Annotated in this window: 12 protein-coding genes and 1 tRNA gene; 6 read left to right on the forward strand and 7 right to left on the reverse strand. The window is 72.1% G+C overall.

The genetic code is table 11. The features are described from left to right. The first annotated feature begins 162 nt into the window (after nt 1-162). The 3 genes from H288_RS31995 to H288_RS0100365 all read left to right on the forward strand — a co-directional run bounded on the left by H288_RS31995 (nt 163) and on the right by H288_RS0100365 (nt 3,616). Nucleotides 163-612 carry a hypothetical protein gene (locus tag H288_RS31995; protein WP_020090609.1) on the forward strand — a complete coding sequence of 150 codons (450 nt, stop codon included), beginning with the start codon at nt 163-165 and terminating at the stop codon, nt 610-612. Between the two features lie 334 nt (nt 613-946). Then, nucleotides 947-1,408 carry a hypothetical protein gene (locus tag H288_RS32000; protein ID WP_020090610.1) on the forward strand — a complete coding sequence of 154 codons (462 nt, stop codon included), beginning with the start codon at nt 947-949 and terminating at the stop codon, nt 1,406-1,408. A gap of 258 nt (nt 1,409-1,666) precedes the next feature. Next, entirely contained in the window at nt 1,667-3,616 is a 1,950-nt protein-coding gene (locus H288_RS0100365; RefSeq protein ID WP_081636424.1) for a DUF4139 domain-containing protein, read from the forward strand. Nucleotides 3,617-3,699: 83 nt separating this feature from the next. Here the strand turns inward: H288_RS0100365 and H288_RS0100370 are convergent, their stop codons facing one another. From H288_RS0100370 to H288_RS0100385, 4 genes are all read right to left on the reverse strand, one after another. Further along, nucleotides 3,700-4,596 (reverse strand): inositol monophosphatase family protein, encoded by an 897-nt coding sequence (locus H288_RS0100370; protein WP_026604536.1) that lies wholly within the window; start codon nt 4,594-4,596, stop codon nt 3,700-3,702. After that, nucleotides 4,593-5,168: an NUDIX hydrolase gene (locus tag H288_RS0100375; RefSeq protein ID WP_020090612.1), complete on the reverse strand. Its 576-nt coding sequence runs from the start codon at nt 5,166-5,168 to the stop codon at nt 4,593-4,595. The genes H288_RS0100370 and H288_RS0100375 overlap by 4 nt, the downstream gene beginning before the upstream one ends. Before the next feature lie 7 nt (nt 5,169-5,175). Further along, the gene (locus H288_RS0100380; protein WP_020090613.1) at nt 5,176-5,883 is read right to left on the reverse strand and encodes a glutathione binding-like protein; all 708 of its coding nucleotides are present in this window, start codon (nt 5,881-5,883) and stop codon (nt 5,176-5,178) included. Between the two features lie 115 nt (nt 5,884-5,998). Beyond that, complete coding sequence (locus H288_RS0100385) at nt 5,999-6,937, reverse strand: SMP-30/gluconolactonase/LRE family protein (protein WP_020090614.1); 939 nt, start codon at nt 6,935-6,937, stop codon at nt 5,999-6,001. Nucleotides 6,938-7,295: 358 nt separating this feature from the next. On the opposite strand from H288_RS0100385, the gene H288_RS0100390 reads away from it, so the two are divergent. Beyond that, nucleotides 7,296-7,372: transfer RNA gene (locus H288_RS0100390), tRNA-Pro, on the forward strand. A gap of 25 nt (nt 7,373-7,397) precedes the next feature. Beyond that, complete coding sequence (locus H288_RS0100395; protein ID WP_020090615.1) at nt 7,398-7,709, forward strand: ETC complex I subunit; 312 nt, start codon at nt 7,398-7,400, stop codon at nt 7,707-7,709. A gap of 16 nt (nt 7,710-7,725) precedes the next feature. On the opposite strand, the gene H288_RS0100400 is transcribed toward H288_RS0100395, so the two are convergent. Both H288_RS0100400 and H288_RS0100405 read right to left on the reverse strand, forming a co-directional pair. After that, nucleotides 7,726-8,184: a nucleoside deaminase gene (locus H288_RS0100400; RefSeq protein ID WP_020090616.1), complete on the reverse strand. Its 459-nt coding sequence runs from the start codon at nt 8,182-8,184 to the stop codon at nt 7,726-7,728. Nucleotides 8,185-8,277: 93 nt separating this feature from the next. Further along, the gene (locus H288_RS0100405) at nt 8,278-9,345 is read right to left on the reverse strand and encodes a spore photoproduct lyase family protein (protein ID WP_020090617.1); all 1,068 of its coding nucleotides are present in this window, start codon (nt 9,343-9,345) and stop codon (nt 8,278-8,280) included. Nucleotides 9,346-9,651: 306 nt separating this feature from the next. Here H288_RS0100405 and H288_RS0100410 point away from each other — a divergent pair, with 306 nt between their 5' ends. Next, entirely contained in the window at nt 9,652-11,565 is a 1,914-nt protein-coding gene (locus H288_RS0100410; RefSeq protein ID WP_020090618.1) for an EAL domain-containing protein, read from the forward strand. A gap of 21 nt (nt 11,566-11,586) precedes the next feature. Here the strand turns inward: H288_RS0100410 and H288_RS0100415 are convergent, their stop codons facing one another. After that, nucleotides 11,587-11,811 carry a hypothetical protein gene (locus tag H288_RS0100415; RefSeq protein ID WP_020090619.1) on the reverse strand — a complete coding sequence of 75 codons (225 nt, stop codon included), beginning with the start codon at nt 11,809-11,811 and terminating at the stop codon, nt 11,587-11,589. Between the last annotated feature and the right edge of the window lie 244 nt (nt 11,812-12,055).

A 12,055-nucleotide genomic window follows, 5' to 3' on the forward strand; every position in this document is an offset into this window, starting at 1 on the left:
CGGCGCACCGGCACTCGGTGCGCCGCCCGGTCCGTCGCGCCTCTCGGACACGGGCCCTCACGAGGCGGCCCCCGCGGGAGGACGGGCGCGCCGCATCGACCGTCGATGCCGCGATGAGCTAGTGCGCTGGACAGAGCGGACGGGTACCCGAATCCTGGCGCCATGCGCCCTGCCGTCGCCGCCCTTCTCGTCGCCGTGCCGCTCGCCGCAGCGGCGGACGATCTCCCGCCGCCGGTGGCTGCGGCCATCGCCGAGGTCGAGGCCGCCTGCGGATCCGCGCCGGCGAGGATCGATCCGTTCGTCATCGACCGGCAGGACGTGAACGGTGACGGGGTGCCGGACTTCATCCTCAACGTCGGCGGCCTCCGATGCGGCGACGAAGAAGTCTCCCAGTGCGGCCTCATGGGATGCCCGAAGATCGTCCTCGCATCCTCGAAGAACGGGTTCGTCCTGGTGCTGGACATCTACGCGCACGACCTCCGGTTTCGCGCGCTGAATGGCCGGCCGGCGGCTTCGGCGAACGACGAGGGATGGAATTGCGGCTCGGTCCGGAGGGGGCCGGGCCGCACGACCTTCCTGTGGGACGGGACGCGCTTCGCCTGCGCCGAGTAGAGGTTGTCTGGCTTTCCGGCGCCGCAGGCAGGCGGTCGCTCCCCGGGTCGACGCTCCGGGAAGCGCCGGGCGAGCACAGGACCGGTCGCCCACCCTCGCTGGATGCGCGGATGTCCGATACGGCTTCGGCGCCCTCGCCGGTGACGTCGCCCTGTCGAGCGGCGCCCTCATTCCCGCTGTCGACCGTGCCCCCAGCGTCGCGGTCACCATCCGTCCGGACGGCGCGAACGCGCTGCGCGCCTGGGTCGGAGGAAGGCCCGGGGCGTAGCCTCCATCGGGGCCGCGATGAGCTAGTGCGCTGGACAGGGCGGACGGGCCTGAGGATCCTGGCCGCATGCGTCGCGCCCTCGCCGCCCTGGCTCTCGCCCTCCCGCCCGCCGTCCCGCTCACCGCCGCGGCGGACGATCTCCCGCCGCCGGTCGCGGCGTCGGCCGCGCGGGCCGAGGCGTCCTGCGGGTCCGAGCCGGCCACGCTCAAGCCGGGCTTCATCACCCGCCAGGACGTGAACGGCGACGCTGTACCGGACTTCATCCTGGATTTCGCGGCCGTCCAATGCGGCGATGACGGGTCCGCCGCGTGCGGCACCGCGGGCTGCGAGATGCAGGTCTTCGCCTCGACGACGGACGGGTTCGTGGACGCCTTCGACGCCGTCGCCCACGACCTCCGATTCCGCACGGTGGGAGGCCGCCCGGCGGTCATCGTCGATATGACCGGGGCGACGTGCGGACGATCCGGGCAGGATCCGTGCGGCGCGATCGCCGTCTGGAACGGCAGGACATTCGGCCGGACACGGTAGGGTGCATCCGCGGACCGCAGCCTTCCCCCATCGCGCCGCCGTTCCCATCCCGCCGCATCGGCGCCGCGACCCGGCGCGCCCCGGCGCGGACAGCACGGGAGGGGCGCCCGCGATCGGTTCACGCCCGCGCGCGTCACGAAGCCTTTGCCGGACGGCGCGCGGTCGGCCAGGGTGGGACCGCATGCGGCGGGCGCGCCCTGACTGGAGCCAGACGAATTGATCCGATCGCATCTGACCTTAGCCGGAGTCCTCGTGTCCATGATTGCAGCCGCATCGCCCCTGATGGCAGCGCCCGACGGCATCCGCGCGGTGACCTTGTCGAGCGGCGGCCTGGCCGAAGTGACCCTGGTCCATGCCGTCGACGGCGACGGGACGATCGGGCTCAGCGTCCGGCCCGAGCAGGTCGACGACATTCTCAAGAGCCTCGTCGTGCGCGATCCCGTCGGAACCGTCGGCGCCCTGCGCCTGGACGGGGTGGATCAGGCCGACGAGACCCTGCGGACGATGCCGTTCACCGCGGACGACCTGTCCGCGCCGACCCGCCTCGTGGGCAAGCTGCAGGGCGTCCCGATCCGGGTCCAGAGCGGCGGGCGCACGCTCGAAGGGCGGGTGCTCGGCGTCTCCGAGCGGAATGCCGGGACCGGGACCGGCGACGTCTCGATCCTGACCGTCCTGACCGCGACCGGCACGCTCGAATCCGTGCCGATCGAGGACGGCGCCTCCGTGACGATCCTCGACCCGGCCATGGCGGCCAAGATCGCCGAGGCTATCGCGGCGGCCGGGAAGACCAAGGTCGGCGACGCCCACCGGGTCGAGATCGCCGTCTCCGGGCAGGGCCAGCGCGAGGTCCGGTTGACCTACGTCGTCGCCGCGCCCGTCTGGAAGACGAGCTACCGCATCGTCGATGGCGGCGGCGGGCGCGCGAACCTGCAGGCCTGGGCCATCATCGAGAACGCCCTCGGCGCCGACTGGACGGGCGTCGACGTCACCCTCTCGTCCGGGTCGCCGGTGGCGCTCCTCCAGCGCCTGCACAAGCGCTACTGGCGCAAGAGACCGGAGGCGCCGGTAATGGTCGAGGATGTCGGCATGCCGGACCTCGACCCGGGCACGGTCGCGTCGAAGTCGGTCGCGCGCCTGCGCGCCCCGGCCCCCGCCGCCGCGCCTCTTCCGGCCCCGATGGCGCGGATGGACACCCGCGACAGCCGCATGGAGGCCGCGGAACCGAGCTACGACGCCGCGGCCGCCACCGCGGGCGCCGCCGCCAGCGAGGGGGATGTCGCGGCGAACTTCACGCTGCCGCATCCGGTCGATCTGCGCGCCGGCGGCACGCTGTCGGTGCCGTTCCTCGATACCGAGATCGAGGCCGAGCGGGTCGCCCTCTGGAAGCCAGGCCAGGGGGTTCACCCGATCGCGGCCCTCCGGATCCGCAACAGCGCCGGCGCGACCCTGCCGGCGGGCCTCATCACCCTCTACGACCGCAAGGCCGGCTACCTGGGGGACGCCCGTCTGCCCGCGACGCCCGTCGGCGAGCAGCGGCTCGCCAGCTTCGCCCTCGACCGCAAGGTCGCCGTCCAGGCGGAGACCGCGCCGAGCGACGCCCTGACCAAGATCACCGTGGTCGACGGCGTGGCGCGCGCGACGGTGATCGCCCGGGAGGTCACGACCTACACGATCAAGGGTGCGCCGGACGCCGCCCGCTCCGTGATCATCGAGCATCCCCGACGGGATGGCTGGACCCTCACCGCGTCCGCTCGCGACGGCGAGACCCCCACGGCCTATCGCCTCAAGGTCGCGGTTCCCGCCGGCGGGACGGCCGAGACCCGGGCCGTGCTCGAGCGCGTCCGGATCGACGCCTACGACCTCGTCGACGCCGACGAGGCGCTGCTCGTCCGGTGGGCCTCCCTGGCGACCGACCCGGAGCTGGGCGGCAAGCTCAAGACCCTCTCCCAGGCCCGCGCCGAGGTCGCCGCGGCGACCCGGACCGTCGAGGAGATCGGCGAGTGCGCGGCGAAGGTGCAGGCGGAGCAGGAGCGCATCCGCAGCAATCTCGGCGCCGTTCCGAAGGACAGCGAGCTGGCGCGCCGCTATCTCAGCCGCATGGGTGCCCAGGAGGACGAGCTGGCGAAGCTCGATGCCGCCCGGACCCAGGCCGAGGACGGGCTCAGGGCGTCGCAGGCGCGGATCCGGTCGCTGATCGCGGCGCTCTGAGAGCGGTCCCGGATCCCCGCGCGATCCGGGACCGCCCGATCGACGGCCATCCCGGCCCGGACGCGGCCCGGCAGGGCCCTGTCCTAGGCGGGGCGGATGGCCGTCGCCAGATCGGCGGCCTGCGCGCGATCCCGGCACACCAGCCAGAGGTCGTCATGGGCCGACAGCTCGGCGTCGAACAGGTCCACGAAGTCCGCCGGCGGATCCCCGAGATCGGGCCAGTGGAACAGGCGGAAGCCCAGCGCCTCGAACAGCGGGAGGATCGGGCCCAGGTCCCACAATCGGTTGTTGCTCAGGGTCGCGTCGAGGCGCCCGGTGGCCAGGAGCGCGGCGTCCGAGATCGCCCCGCCCTCGCTCCAGGGGAACCAGCCGCGGCCGTAATCCAGGGTGTAGCGCTGCGCCGTCACCGACAGCCAGCCGACATGGCCGGTCCGGCGCTCCGGGCGCTCGAGCGGGCGCAGCGCCGTCGTCATGCGGCCGCCGCGGGTCGGGGCCCAGTAGGCGCGGCCCTCGCTCGCCGCCAGCAGGAGACCCTCCGTGGCTTCCGCCGGTACGCCCCCGGCCGGTGCGGAGCGGTCCTCGTTCCAGGCCGGCAGGCTCATGACGCACGCCCGGGGCCAGCCACCGCGGCAGGCCGCCACCATCACGCCCCAGCCCGACAGGCCGCCCGCGAAGGGCCGGGTCCCGTCGATCGGGTCGCCCACGAAGGTCCAGGCGTCGCGGGCGAGCAGCGCCCGGGCCGCCGCCTGTCCGAGATCCTCGGCGGTCTCCTCCTCGATCAGGTCGGGGCCGAACCGCGCGTGCATCAACCGACTGACGGCGAGGTCGGCCTCGGTCAGCGCCTGGCCGAGATCCGGACCCTTGTTGCTCATCGCGAGGCCTCGCGCCCGCATGGCGAGGGCCAGCGGGGCCGCCTCCTCGGCGAAGGCGAGCATCGCCGCGAGGACATCCGGCGCGGGTGCGGTGGGCGAGAGGGTCATGCGGCGAACAGTTCGGGGCTTCGGAGCATCAGGGCCTGGACGAGAACCAGGGTCTTGAGATCGGGCAGGCGGCCGGCCCGGGCCTGTTCCGCCAGCGCGGCCAGCGGCATCTCCACGGCCACCACCTGCTCGCCCTCCGCGTGCAGACCCCCGCCGGGGCCGACCCGGTCGGCCGCGGCGTAGGGTGCCAGGTAGAGCCAGAGGCGCTCCGAGGACACGCTCGGCATGCTGTAGGCGTGGGCGACCGGCTCCAGCCGGGTCAGCCGGACGCCCGCCTCCTCCATCGCCTCCCGGATCGCCGTCGCCTCGGGGGCGCCCCCGTCGAGGCCGCCCGCCGGGGCTTCGTCGAACTCGGCCGACTCACCCCAGAAGGCGGGCCCGACCCGCGCCTGACGGACGAGCAGCGCCACGCGCCGCTCGGGATCGTAGGGCAGCACGCAGGCCGCCTGCCCGTGGTCCTCCAGCGCCCGCCGCACGGTGCTGCCGTCCTGCAGCGTCAGCGTGGCGATGCCGAAGGTGTTCCAGCCGCGGTGGATCACCTGCAGCGGCAGGGCGAGCGGGATCTCGACCATGATCCGGTCAGCGCTTGGTGCTGGCGGCGGTCTGGCCGAACATCACCTTCTTGGCATCCTCGCTCATGGTCTTGCCGAAATCGGGATTGACCTCCGGGGCGCGGGCATAGGCCGCCTTGGTGGCGGGCCGCTCGGCGATCGCCGTGAACCAGCGCTTGAGGTTCGGGTGCTGGTCGAGGTTCTGCCCCTGCTTCTCCCACGGCACGATCCAGGGATAGCAGGCCATGTCGGCGATGGAGTAGTCCGGCCCGGCGACGAAGGCGCGGTCGGCCAGCCGCCGGTCGAGGACGCCGTAGAGCCGGTTGGTCTCGTTGACGTAGCGCTTGATCGCGTAGTCGATCTTCTCGGGCGCGTACTGCGAGAAGTGGTGGTTCTGGCCGAGCATCGGGCCGAGGCCGCCCATCTGCCAGAACAGCCATTGCAGCACCTCGGCCCGGCCGCGCGGGTCACCCGGGATGAAGCGCCCGGTCTTCTCGGCGAGGTAGAGCAGGATCGCCCCCGACTCGAACAGCGTGACCGGCGCGCCGCCGCCCGCCGGCTCGTCGTCGACGATCGCCGGCATCCTATTGTTGGGCGCGATCTTGAGGAAATCCGGGTTGAACTGCTCACCCTTGCCAATATTGACGGGATGAATGTGGTAAGGAACGCCCGCTTCTTCGAGAAACATCGTGATCTTATGGCCGTTCGGCGTCGGCCAGTAATGGAGTTCGATCATCGGCTGGTGTCCCGCTATGCCCCCGGCGGACGGGAAGTGGGTCGGCGCGCCGCTCCGGTCAAGCATGGTGCCGGCGACGACGCCGGCGGCGCACGCAGGGCTGGGCATCCGGGCCTCACCCGCCGGCGCAGCCCTGGACGTCGACGTGGACGGCGTAGAGCGACTGGCTCGCCGCCATGAACAGGCGGTTGCGGTGCCGGCCGCCGAAGCAGAGGTTGGCGCAGCGCTCCGGCAGCCGGATGCGGCCGATCGGCCGGCCGTCGGGGTTGAACACCATGACGCCGTCCAGTGCGTCGTCGCCCATGCCCCACCCGCACCAGAGATTGCCGTCGACGTCGCAGCGCAGCCCGTCCGGCGTGCCCGGCCCGGCATCGATCAGGACCCGCCGGTCGCGGAGCGTGCGGCCGGCGACCACGTCGTAGGCGGCGATCCGCCGGGTCGGCTGCCCGCGCGATTCCACGAGGTAGAGCACGCGGCCGTCGGGGGAGAAGCACAGGCCGTTGGGGCCGGCGAGGTCGGTGGCCACGGCCTCCAGCGCACCGGTGACCGGGTCGAGCCGGTAGACGTTCTGCGGCAGTTCGGGCTCGGCGCGCACGCCTTCGTAGAACCCGCCGATCCCGAAGGGTGGGTCGGTGAACCAGACCGCGCCGTCGGCCGCGGTCACCACGTCGTTGGGCGAGTTGAGCCGGCGGCCCTCGAATGCGTCCGCCAGGACGGTGATCGCGCCGTCATGCTCGGTCCGGGTGACCCGACGGCCGCCGTGCTCGCAGGTGACGAGCCGCCCCTGCCGGTCGCGGGTGTTGCCGTTGGCGAAGCCCGACGGCCGCCGGTAGAGGCCGACCGCCCCGCTCTCCTCGTCCCAGCGCAGGATGCGGTCGTTGGGGATGTCGCTCCAGAGCAGGTAGCGTCCGTCGCCGAACCAGACCGGCCCCTCGCACCAGCGGAAGCCGGTCGCGAGGCGCTCGACCGCCGCGTTGAACACCCGGTAGCGGGCGAAGGCGGCGTCGAGAATCTCGACCGCCGGGTCCGGGTAGCGCGGGCTCGGTGTCCACACGGGCAGGTCCCTGTCACTCGCGGCGATCGTTACCGTTCCGGCGCGGGCCGGCAAGGCCCGCCGCGCGGACGCGGGCGCAGCACCGCGGTGACGCTGCGGCGACGAGGGCCGGAAGCGCCCGGCACGGCGATCCGGGCGCACCATCCTCCACCCCCCAGTGATGGCAGGCGCCGGTTCGACAGCGGGGCGGTTCGGCCCTCGTCCCGGCCCGAACGCTACCGCGCCCCGATTTGTCTGACAAGTGGTACGCGACGGCCAGGCCGCCGCGAAGGGCCGATCCCGGAAGCGTCGGCGCGCACCGCGCCGCGCCTTGCGGGGGAACGGCGGAACCGCTACGGCATTGAGGCCGTGTGGCAGTCGGGGTGTGGCGCAGTCTGGTAGCGCACCTGGTTTGGGACCAGGGGGTCGTAGGTTCGAATCCTATCGCCCCGACCATTCGATCAGGAGCTTGTCGAGTCAGATGCCGAGCGCCCGCATCTTCCGTCCGTCTCGGGACGCCACGCAGTCGGGCCTCGCCCGGACCAAGCAGTGGATCCTGGAGTTCGACCGGACCAGCCCGCGCGAGATCGATCCGCTGATGGGGTGGAACGGGTCCTCGGACATGCTCCAGCAGGTGCGCCTGGAATTCGACACCGAGGAGGAGGCCGTGGCCTACGCGAAGCGCGAGGGGATCGCCTACCGCGTCGAGCAGCCGGCCAAGCCCGTCCAGCGCAAGGGCCTGTCCTACTCGGACAATTTCAAGTTCAACCGCACGGCGCCCTGGACCCATTGAGGCCGTCGCCGCCGCGTCAGGCCTCGCGGCGCGCCTTCCACGCTGGGTAGGGCGAATCGCCCGGCGGACGCAGCTGCGTGACGCGCATCGGCTGCGCGTCGAGGGGCTGGCAGAGCTCGGCGTAGATCGACGTGCTGCCGGCGCCGTAGGTCTCGGCCTCCTCGGCCGAGAAGGCGAAGTAGCCCTCCTTGAAGCCGGCCAGGCGCATCGCGGCGTGGCACATCGGGCACGGGCGGCCGCTCGCGTACATCACGCAGTCGCCGAGGTCGCGGCGGCCGAGGAGGCGGCTGGCCTCGCGCAGCGCCACCATCTCGGCATGGGCGCTGGGGTCGTTGGTCGCGTGCACGGTGTTGGCCGCGCGGACCAGCACGGTCCCCTCCCGCACGATGACCGCGCCGTAGGGCGCACCGCCCGCCTCGACATTGGCGGCGGCGAGGGCCACCGCCTCGCCGATATGGTCCTCGTGCGTCGACATGGACGGGCTCGACATGGACGGGCTCGACATGGCTGAGCTTTCCTCCGCTGGCGCGCCAACGCCGCGCGCGGCCGGAAGTTCAGCGCTCCGCGCTCAGAACGCGTAGCGCACCGTGCAGTAGGGCATCGTCTCGGCGAGCAGGGCCTTGAAGCGGGTGAGCCAGCGGCCCTTCCAGCCGGCCCGGTAGCGCAGGTTGGTGCCCCCGCCCTCCGAGACCTTCGCCTCCTGGATGTCCGGCCGCCAGAGCAGGTCCTCGGCCTTGGGGTGCCAGCCGAGATTGACCGCGTGCAGATCCGCGTTGTGGGTCAGCATGATGATCTCGCACTTGAGCTGCGCCTTGGCGGCGTCGGACAGCGTCGCGTCGATCTCGGCGAACAGCGCCCGCCAGTCGGCCTCCCAGCCCTCGTAGAGGATCACGGGCGAGAAGTTGGCGTGGACCTCGTAGCCGGCGGCCACGAACTCGTCGATGGCGGCGATCCGCTCGGCGATCGGGGCGGTGCGCACGTCCACGATCCGGGCGATCCGCGCCGGCATGAGCGAGAAGCGGACGCGCGTCTTGCCCTGCGGATCGTAGGCGAGGAGGTCGCGGTTGACGGCCTTGGTGGCGAAGGAGGCCTTGGCGTTGGGCAGGGTGCGAAACAGCGCGACCAGGGCGCGGACGCCGTCGCTGACCGCCGCGTCGACCGAGAGGTCGCCGTTCTCGCCGATATCGTAGACCCAGTGCTCCGGATCGATCGGGTCCGGCTCCGGCAGGCGCCCCTGGCGGCCGGCGTGGCGGGCGATCGCCGCGCAGGCCTGCTCGAGGTTCACGAACAGCGAGATCGGGTTGGAGAAGCCCTTGCGGCGCGGCACGTAGCAATAGGCGCAGGCCATGGCGCAGCCGTTGGAGGTCGAGGGCGCGATGAAGTGGGCGCTGCGGCCGTTGGGGCGCATCGCCAGCCCCTTCTTCACGCCGAGGACCAGCGTCGAGCGCTTGATCCGCACCCAATCCTCCACCGAGCCGGCGTTGCCGTGGAGTTCCGGGATGTTCCAGTGCGACGGCACGACGATGCGCGCGGCGTCGGGAAAGCGCGCCAGGATGTCCCGGCCCAGCGGGAAGTCGCCGACAGTGGGCTCGTGATAGATCGTCCGGATATCGAGCAGGTCGCGGGTCAGGGCCATGGACGATCCGGGGCCCGGAAGCGGCCCGCGACCCGATATGGTGCGCGGCGACGCGGCCGGAATGCCTTGCGACCCGGAGTCTCTCTTCGCGCGGCGCGCGAAAAGCTCGGGATCGGGCGCGGCGCGCGTTGATCGTTCAACGATATCTTACGATTCGGTGCCATGAGTCCCTCATCTTCGAGTGGACGTGCGATGATCGTTCGGGACCAGGAGAGATCCGAGCCGGGCTCACCCGGCTCCGGTGAATCTCTCGACCCTGCAGATCCGAGGTGGGGCGCGCTGATCCGGCGGGATCAGCTGGAGGCCATGCGCGGGAGCGTGCTGGCGGCCATCCCGGTCAACATGCTGCTCGGCGTGGCGAGCATGCTCGTCGCCTACAGGAGCGGGCACGGCACCGTGGGGGCCATCTGGTTCGCGGCGTCGACCAGCGTCAACCTCCTGCGAATCGCCCTCTGCCGGATCCCCTGCCTCGGCCTGGCGCTGACCGCCGACATGACGCCGAGCCTGGCCGCGGCCGCCGCGCGCTCCGTCGACCGGCACCTGCGCGTCTTCACGGTCGCGGCGTTCCTCTCCGGACTGGTCTGGGCCTGTCAGCCGCTCCTGTGCGACGGCTACACGACCGCCGAGACCCTGTTCTACCTGACCATCACCTGCGGCGTGACCGCGGGGGCGGTGACGCACGGGATCGCGTACGCGCGCATCCCCCTCGCCTTCATCGCCCTGCCGCTGCTGTCCGTCGTGGCCTGCCTCGCCTATGCCGGCGACTTCGACCGGAACTGCCTCGCGGCCTGCGTGCTGCTCTACTTCCTCGCCCTGACGCACACGGCGTTCCGCAGCGAGTCCGTGTTTCGCGAGGCGAGCCGGCTCAAGAACGAGGCCCACGCCCTCGCCCGGTCCCGCGCCGAGGCCCATGCCAGCGCCAGCGCCCTCGTGGACGAGATGCGGTGGCGCGCCACGCACGACGATCTCACCGGCCTGCTGAACCGCGCGGGCTTCCTCCAGGCGACGGAGAACCGGCTCCGCACCGGGACCCTCAGCCTGCTGATGCTCGACCTCGACGGGTTCAAGTTCGTCAACGACGTCTACGGCCACAAGGCGGGCGATCGGGTGCTCGTCGAGGTGGCGCGCCGGCTGAAGGACGCGCTGCCGGAGAACGGTCTCGCGGCCCGGCTGGGCGGCGACGAGTTCGCGGTGCTGTACGATCCCGTGACGTCGGGCGTGCCCGACGACGTCATGGCGGCGAACCTCATCGCCGCGGTGTCCCAGCCGTTCGACGGCTTCGACGCGGGCCGCCTCGGGGTCAGCATCGGCGTCCACGCGAGCGCGGAGCCGAGCTTCACCGAGATGCTGAGCTGCGCCGACGAGGCGCTCTACGCCGCGAAGGCCGCCGGGCGGAACCGCTACCGGGTGTTCGATTCGGGCCTGCGCGAGGGGCTGCAGATGCGGCGGGACCTGGAGCGCGACCTGTCGCAGGCCCTGGTCGAGAACGCCCCGAAGGTCTGGTTCCAGCCGATCTACGCGGCCGATGGCCGGACCCTGGTCGGGCTGGAAGCCCTGATCCGCTGGGAGCATCCGCGGCTCGGCTGGATCGCGCCCCCGGACCTGATCGCCGCCGCCGCGATGGCCGGCCTGACCGAATCGCTGCTCCGCTACATCCTCGAGCAGGTCTGCGCGATGCTGGAGATCCTGCATCGCCGCGGCCTGAGCGGCGTGCGCGTGGCGATGAACGTCTCACCCCGGGAGATGGCGCAGGTCCCCGTGGACGAGATCGTCATCGGGCGCCTGAACCTCCTCGGCCTGCCGCCCACCATGCTGGAGATCGAGATCACCGAGGAGACGGCCCTCGACATCGGCGCGGTGCAGGGCAAGCTGCAGGCGCTGTCCCGCGCCGGCATCCGGGTCGCCCTGGACGATTTCGGCATCGGCTACTCGTCGCTCTCCTCGCTGCGCCAGCTCAAGGCGGACCGGATCAAGATCGACCGGAGCTTCGTGACCGGCCTCGGGGCGAGCGACGACAAGCGCGGGCTCGTCCTCGCCGTCCTCGGCCTCGGCCGGCTGCTCGGGCTCGACGTGGTGGCGGAAGGCGTCGAGTCGGCTGAGGACCTGAACATCCTGCAGGCGATGGGCTGCCCGTTCCTGCAGGGCTACCATCTCGGCCGCCCGATGCCGGTGGAAGATCTGGAGACCACCCTGCTCAGCACCCGCATCGCCGCGGCCTGAGCCGGTGCCGGCGCGCGCGGCTCAGAACCGCCCGGCATCCGCCGGATCGCGGCGCATCAGCCGGCGCGCCGCCGCGCGCCACAGGCGGTCCGGAATCCCGTAGAGCCACACGAGCGCCGCGCACCCGGCGATCGCCAGCAGGAACAGCCAGGCCAGCGCCTCGAGGATGGGCCCCGGCGGCGTTCCGGACTCGGTCCGGTCGTACCAGAGCGGGTCCGTGTCCCAGGGCGGATCGTCGTTGTCCACGGCAGAACCCTCCACCGCGGGTCCGAATGCGGCCCGGGGCGCTCGCGCGGCGGTGACCGATGAATCGGTCCGCGTCACTCCTCTGCCGGCCCGGTCCGCACACGCCTGACCGGGTCCAGCGCGGTCACGCTACAGGCCCCGCCGCGCGCCCTTCGAATACCCATTTCGGACTACGGCCTTCGACCGGCCGCGCTTTTCCACATCCAACTTTCTCCGCAATTTATTGCTTAGTTTGCGGGCTATG

The organism is Methylobacterium sp. 285MFTsu5.1 (genome assembly GCF_000383455.1).
Classification (GTDB): Bacteria; Pseudomonadota; Alphaproteobacteria; order Rhizobiales; family Beijerinckiaceae; genus Methylobacterium.

Bases quoted from the DNA above. Each gene is read 5' to 3' on its own strand.
- H288_RS0100375 (WP_020090612.1), bottom strand. From the start codon at position 5,168: ATGGTCGAGATCCCGCTCGCCCTGCCGCTGCAGGTGATCCACCGCGGC.
- H288_RS0100410 (WP_020090618.1), top strand. From the start codon at position 9,652: ATGCGCGGGAGCGTGCTGGCGGCCATCCCGGTCAACATGCTGCTCGGC.
- H288_RS0100400 (WP_020090616.1), bottom strand. From the start codon at position 8,184: ATGTCGACGCACGAGGACCATATCGGCGAGGCGGTGGCCCTCGCCGCC.
- H288_RS32000 (WP_020090610.1), top strand. From the start codon at position 947: ATGCGTCGCGCCCTCGCCGCCCTGGCTCTCGCCCTCCCGCCCGCCGTC.
- H288_RS0100380 (WP_020090613.1), bottom strand. From the start codon at position 5,883: ATGATCGAACTCCATTACTGGCCGACGCCGAACGGCCATAAGATCACG.
- H288_RS0100395 (WP_020090615.1), top strand. From the start codon at position 7,398: ATGCCGAGCGCCCGCATCTTCCGTCCGTCTCGGGACGCCACGCAGTCG.
- H288_RS31995 (WP_020090609.1), top strand. From the start codon at position 163: ATGCGCCCTGCCGTCGCCGCCCTTCTCGTCGCCGTGCCGCTCGCCGCA.
- H288_RS0100405 (WP_020090617.1), bottom strand. From the start codon at position 9,345: ATGGCCCTGACCCGCGACCTGCTCGATATCCGGACGATCTATCACGAG.
- H288_RS0100370 (WP_026604536.1), bottom strand. From the start codon at position 4,596: ATGACCCTCTCGCCCACCGCACCCGCGCCGGATGTCCTCGCGGCGATG.
- H288_RS0100365 (WP_081636424.1), top strand. From the start codon at position 1,667: ATGATTGCAGCCGCATCGCCCCTGATGGCAGCGCCCGACGGCATCCGC.